General features: G+C 42.1%; 8 protein-coding genes. All 8 read right to left on the bottom strand.

What is annotated here, in order from left to right; all coding sequences use genetic code 11:
* Positions 1-83 precede the first annotated feature (83 nt).
* The 8 genes from ABLA85_RS18865 to ABLA85_RS18900 all read right to left on the bottom strand — a co-directional run bounded on the left by ABLA85_RS18865 (position 84) and on the right by ABLA85_RS18900 (position 5,429).
* On the bottom strand, positions 84-365 hold the full coding sequence (locus ABLA85_RS18865) for a type II toxin-antitoxin system YafQ family toxin (RefSeq protein ID WP_367965838.1): 282 nt from the start codon (positions 363-365) through the stop codon (positions 84-86).
* Entirely contained in the window at positions 352-615 is a 264-nt protein-coding gene (locus ABLA85_RS18870) for a type II toxin-antitoxin system RelB/DinJ family antitoxin (protein WP_367965839.1), read from the bottom strand. The genes ABLA85_RS18865 and ABLA85_RS18870 overlap by 14 nt, the downstream gene beginning before the upstream one ends.
* Before the next feature lie 126 nt (positions 616-741).
* Positions 742-1,032, bottom strand: coding sequence for a helix-turn-helix domain-containing protein (locus ABLA85_RS18875; RefSeq protein WP_367965840.1), 291 nt, complete (start codon positions 1,030-1,032; stop codon positions 742-744).
* A gap of 2 nt (positions 1,033-1,034) precedes the next feature.
* Positions 1,035-1,346: a type II toxin-antitoxin system RelE/ParE family toxin gene (locus tag ABLA85_RS18880; RefSeq protein WP_367965844.1), complete on the bottom strand. Its 312-nt coding sequence runs from the start codon at positions 1,344-1,346 to the stop codon at positions 1,035-1,037.
* A 105-nt stretch (positions 1,347-1,451) separates the two neighbouring features.
* Positions 1,452-2,600, bottom strand: a complete 1,149-nt coding sequence (locus ABLA85_RS18885; RefSeq protein WP_367965841.1) for a hypothetical protein — start codon at positions 2,598-2,600, stop codon at positions 1,452-1,454.
* A 72-nt stretch (positions 2,601-2,672) separates the two neighbouring features.
* Positions 2,673-4,637 carry a hypothetical protein gene (locus ABLA85_RS18890; RefSeq protein WP_367965842.1) on the bottom strand — a complete coding sequence of 655 codons (1,965 nt, stop codon included), beginning with the start codon at positions 4,635-4,637 and terminating at the stop codon, positions 2,673-2,675.
* Between the two features lie 117 nt (positions 4,638-4,754).
* A complete protein-coding gene (locus ABLA85_RS18895) occupies positions 4,755-5,051 on the bottom strand; it encodes a phage tail assembly protein (protein WP_367965843.1) in 297 nt (98 codons plus the stop codon).
* 9 nt (positions 5,052-5,060) lie between these two features.
* The gene (locus ABLA85_RS18900; RefSeq protein WP_187650475.1) at positions 5,061-5,429 is read right to left on the bottom strand and encodes a phage tail tube protein; all 369 of its coding nucleotides are present in this window, start codon (positions 5,427-5,429) and stop codon (positions 5,061-5,063) included.
* Between the last annotated feature and the right edge of the window lie 27 nt (positions 5,430-5,456).

A 5,456-nucleotide genomic window follows, 5' to 3' on the forward strand; every position in this document is an offset into this window, starting at 1 on the left:
CATGATTGATCCTCGCCGAGTGACTCTATATAAAGAAAAACCCGCACGAGCGGGCTTAATAAGACAATTATATATGACAGTGTTCACCCAAATAGCTGACTGTGAGAGCCGAGTCTTGCTAATTGCAGGGTTTTACTGTCCGTTTTTTGGTAAATCAGTAACAAATCTGGTTTGATATGGCATTCTCTATAGCCTGACCAATTGCCGTCCAGTTCATGATCACGATGACGGCGTTCGAGAGGTTCATCATTTGCCAGCGCCACGAGAACAGGAACTAACGCATCATCAAGATCAGTGCGATACCGTCCTTTAGATTCACGTTTAAAGTCCCGCTTAAATGCCGTTGAACGCTCAATCGTCCTCATGCAGATCCGCCATTAGCGCAGACACGCTATCGAATCGCTTTCCCTTTCCTGCTTCCAGTTCTTCCATTGCTTTCTGAGTAGTTGCGTTTGGTACTTTGACATCAAAAGGCAAGCGCTGCTCATCCGCTATGCGTAACATCAGTAAGCGAATCGCATCAGACACAGATAACCCCATCGCTTCCAATGCGGCACTGGCCCGCTCTTTGGTCTCTGCATCAATACGTGCACGGACATAAGTTTCAGTGGTCATTAGTTAATCCTCCGGTCATATATTGACCTAATTGTAGTCGCAACAAGACTACATCGCAATGATGTTTTACGAAACTGTTGTAAAAATCAACTAATGAGCAACAAAAAAAGCCCCGCAAGGGGCTACTTACATAGATAACGCTTTCAGAACATTGACAGGATCTTTTTCTATCGCTTTCAACAATGCTTTTGCCGGACCTGTCGGTTCTCTTCTTCCTTGCTCCCAATTACGGAGGGTTCCAACATTAACAGAAATCAACTTAGCAAATCCTGATTGGCTTAACCCTGTTGCCTGGCGAATACTTTTTACTTTCACCGCCTCAACGAGGGTTTCACGAGAAGGCGTGCGCTCGCCATCAATAATCTCATTCATTTGCGCCATACTTTCAGTGAGTCTGGAAAATAATTTGTTATCCATTGTTACCACCCCTCATTTAATGCTCTCAAGACTTTCTTTTCTGACTCGCTAAGGTCATCTTTAATGCCTTTTTTATAAATCAGCAGCAGCCTGATATGTGAAACATCAACTTTGTAATAGTAAATAACACGCACACCACCACGCTTACCTTTACCGCCAGAAGACCAACGAACTTTGCGTAACCCGCCTGTGTGCTGGATTACATCACCAGAAGTTGGGTTATCGGCAAGGTACTGCTGAAATTCACGGTATTCATCATCATTTAGCAATTCTTTGCAGTCTTCGGTAAAGATAGATGTCTCGATAAATATCATGTTCCAGTACGCCATTGGTGTATGCATAGAGTAATGATAGCATCCTTATTTTATAAGTCAATGGCGTACACACGGAAGGGGTTGAAAAAATAAGCCCCTGTGGGGCTATTTTTTACAGGGTAGATATATTCGCCAATTTTCAACTTCGGTGTCTAACTCACAAATCCTTTTTCCCTCAGGTGAAATGAGATATTCATTGTATACGCGTCCTTCGCCTTTCCTTATCTCGCCTTGCTCTACAACTAAACTACCTATGTATTTTTCATTCTCAGGTCTTCCCGATAAATTTGACATATTCACAAATGTCAAATCACCATCTGTAATGAATTTTTCTCTTACATTAACGTAATTATTATCAAAAGGAATCGTGAAAGCATGTATGGCATGGCTAACAGCCCAAGCAGGAACAGAAAAATAAACAATCCCTTTTTCATAGTTGTAGCCAACTATTTTCATGTTAGATAGTGTTGTTTCTGGATCAGAAGTATACCTTTGAGTAAATATATCTTTTTTCCCGCGAACGCCATCACTTGTTATATAAATTGCTCTGATACTACTTTTAGATTCATATTCTTGGGGGTTTTCTTCCTCTACCGTAACAATAGCGAATAACTCCTTGGAGTTGGGTATTACCGCTGATGTCACTTTCATTCCACGTCCAGCAACCCATGATGTAATATCTCTACCTTTATAGCAGACTAAGTTTTCTGCACTATAAAGTGTGTTATTACGCGTAGGAAATATAAAACCATCATATGGATATTCCATATAATTATTATAACAACTAATCTTAGTTACATTTTCTTTATTGTTAAAGCCACTATCGTTATTTTGGCTTTCTTGCTCTTGTTTTTTATATGGAGTTACTTCGACATCACCACCATTAATTGAAATTAAATATTCACCTGCGTTTTTAATGTAAATAACAGCCTTATCCTTTCCCAATATGGTGAATTTAGAAACTTCCGTGTTTTCTCCATTGGTTTTATTTATTATAGCTTGGACTTCATTATCATTAAAACAGAGTTTATTATTACTTACGTAAAACCCTCCTTCTTTATTATTGCATCCTGTATGATCATTTGAATTCAGTAGCCAACTAATGGTGATTATAGATAAAAGTATAAACCCGCCCGCCAACCAAGCTATCACAGTTGCTACTTTCCTACGCTGGATTGACTTTGAAGATTTAGCCATAACCAGCGAGATAATAAACATCACAATAACAAACCAAAAAGTATTCCATATAGTCATTGTTATCCACCTGCCTCATATTTCATTCATAAATGATAAAACCACCATTACTGAATAAAACATAAGCCATTTTCAAGGATAGCGCATGGAAGTTGTGACTTTTCCCGCAGTTTTTGTCTGGAATTTTTGCCGCTCTCCTGTCTCGCTATTAACCAAGGTGATCTCAAATTTAAAGGGTTTGTCACCTAACGCATCTTGAAATGCTTTAGCCATACTCTTTGCGATATCCACCTCTGATTCAGCCCTTTTTTGCTTGCTATAGAGTGATGGATATTGCTGTTCCTGCTTGTCGGCACTCTCCTCAGTGTTATCCGATATCTGAGGGTTAGTGCTGGATGCATTGTTTTTAACGAGCATTTTTGTTGGGTCAGAGGTGCCGGTGATGGCGGACATAACCAAGTCATAGCTATAAGGAAAAGACTTGCTTTCTACCATACCCATTTCACGCATTAATGCGTACATAACATCATGATTATTTAAATCCAAACGATCATGCCTGCCGACACCTAGCCGCTGCGCAACTCTATCAATATACTCCTCTGTGTGATTTTTGTCCTTTCCGCCCGGAGGTGCCCATTTTCGTACAATTAAATCGACGGTTTGACGTTTAACGTTATCTGTCATCCCATTGAAATAACGGCGTAATTGCCAAGCGGTGCGCTCTAGACCTACGTAAGGCGTGCTGAATTTAGCAAAGCGCTTTTCTGGGTGATCCTCTACCGTTGCGTCTCTTTGTTTAGCAAACTCTATATTCAAGGGGTTATTATTGCGAATACCGCGAGGTTGTTTCCCTGATTCTTTTAGCGGATTAGAGTAGTTGGACTCCCGTACAATAGGTATATCAGGCACTTTTTCGCCAACATGACTTTGTTTTTTATGATTGGGAAAATAGTACGCATTTAACTTTTTTATTAAATCTTCTGAAGCGTATGTCAGTAAAAGATCCGTTTTCTCTTTAAAAGATAAGGTTTTTCTGAACTCATCATCTTTTTGTGCTTTTTTCAGTAACGTTAACTGGTCTCCGCCGTTATTAAAACTAAACGGATTGGCAAATGCACCTATCCCTGCAATAATACCGTGAATCCGGTTTTTGCCTTTCGCCGCTGCTTTTCCCTTATCCCACTGGCCAAAGCCTGTTAGCAGCATATCATTTTTCCAGTTCCTCAAAGTGCCTGCAATTCTGGCCTCAGCTTCGTTAATACGCGCCCCGACTTCTTCAATTTGTTCATTAGCTTTATCTTGTATGGTTAGTCCAAACTGATCGGATTTAGTCAGCAATTCCTCAATTTTCAGATTGCCGGCTTTCTTTTGTCCGCCATCCCTTAAGAATGAGAGCGTATTCCTGTCTAGCCCTAAATGTTCTCTCAAGGTATCCTGAGTTTCTGGTGTAATGTTATTCCATTTCGCCGCCAAATTTTTCATTGTCTGGTAAACATCAGCATTACCGTTTTTATTTTTTGCTATTGCAACGCCTATTGTATCTAATGTGGCTCTTGCTGCCCCATTTCTGACCGTTAATGCATTTTGAAGAACGGGATAGAGTGATTCGATAGACTGATCAGTCTCGTCCATTGAAAGTCCTGTAGAAATCTGCATAGCCCCAGACATACGGGTAAAATCCGCCACGCTCATTCCTGCATTCTTTGCCCTTGTACTGCGAGCAATAGCTTCTTGACCTGCATCCCGCACACCTTGATACAATTTTGTTGCCCCATATCCAATAGCGCCCACGCCACCGACGATCCCGCCGTATTTTTTAGCGAGTCCGCCATATTTCGCCGTCAGTTCGCCAACATTTTTTAACGGAGGAATAATAGCGCCGATGTGATGAACGTTATCTTTGGCAAACTGTGACATGTCACGTAGTTTATTGCTGACGGAACCGACATTATCCAGCGTTTCGCTGCCACCGAACCGCAAGGCTTCGCGTGTCGAATCCAGTAAAGGGTTCAGTTGCTTAATTCTGGCTTCAATCTCTGCCAGCGCTTTTGTAGCGTTTTCATCCGCATGTAATTCAAAATCAAAGGCATTACCCATTACCCGACCTCGCTTGATTGATCCGTTCTGCCTGCTCAACCCACCAATTTAGCCGCGACCAACTCAGGAGCCACGCATCTTGTGGCCCCCAACGATAAAAATAAGTGACATCAGCCGCTAGTCGTTTCCAATGCTGGAGTCCGACTTCCCCGACAAAAAAACCAAAAGAAACTCCCGGCATTGATTAAAGTCGGAAATAGACATGCGGTTTAATGCTGTTTCTGTAGCCCCACTGACTAAGGCAATCAAACGGCGTATGGCAGGAAGAGAACTATTAGGGTTTTCCGCTTGTACATTGTAAAACTGTTCAACTTCTATCAGACAGGGTTCACGCAAATGAATCTCTTCATAAGTGATCTTCTGTCCCTTATCTTCAATCGGTTTGCTTAATCGTATAATTTTTGTCTTTTCCACGTTAACTCCTTAGTTTTCTGTCACTGAAATGCCTTCCCAACGGACTTCGAACTCCGCATCTTCGCTGCGCACTTCCTGTGTGTTTACGGTCCACATGCCTTCACCAATAATGGTCTTGCCGTTCGCGAGTTCGGCCACAATGGTCACGTTGGTCTGGTTGTTAAAATCCGCGACGGTCGTTCCGCCGCTGTCACGCACCCGGCAGGAAATAAAACACGGACTGGGTTTTTCTTTGTACCCGTGCACGTAATCCATCCCGGTTAAGGTCTCGCGGGTAACAGATGAGGGGCTGTAGGTAAAGTCCCCCACCACCATAATGCTGACACCATCTACCGTGACATAGGCTGTCCCCGCCAGCCTTCTTGTTGTATTTCCCATGAAGTTTCTATATGAACGCATCCCGTT

Origin of the sequence: Xenorhabdus sp. SGI246, from assembly GCF_040838225.1 — a bacterium.
Taxonomy (GTDB): Bacteria; Pseudomonadota; Gammaproteobacteria; order Enterobacterales; family Enterobacteriaceae; genus Xenorhabdus; species Xenorhabdus indica.

Excerpts from the sequence above, each read along its gene's own strand:
- ABLA85_RS18875 (WP_367965840.1), bottom strand. The coding sequence starts at position 1,032 with ATGGATAACAAATTATTTTCCAGACTCACTGAAAGTATGGCGCAAATG.
- ABLA85_RS18865 (WP_367965838.1), bottom strand. The coding sequence starts at position 365 with ATGAGGACGATTGAGCGTTCAACGGCATTTAAGCGGGACTTTAAACGT.
- ABLA85_RS18880 (WP_367965844.1), bottom strand. The coding sequence starts at position 1,346 with ATGATATTTATCGAGACATCTATCTTTACCGAAGACTGCAAAGAATTG.
- ABLA85_RS18900 (WP_187650475.1), bottom strand. The coding sequence starts at position 5,429 with ATGGGAAATACAACAAGAAGGCTGGCGGGGACAGCCTATGTCACGGTA.
- ABLA85_RS18870 (WP_367965839.1), bottom strand. The coding sequence starts at position 615 with ATGACCACTGAAACTTATGTCCGTGCACGTATTGATGCAGAGACCAAA.
- ABLA85_RS18885 (WP_367965841.1), bottom strand. The coding sequence starts at position 2,600 with ATGACTATATGGAATACTTTTTGGTTTGTTATTGTGATGTTTATTATC.
- ABLA85_RS18890 (WP_367965842.1), bottom strand. The coding sequence starts at position 4,637 with ATGGGTAATGCCTTTGATTTTGAATTACATGCGGATGAAAACGCTACA.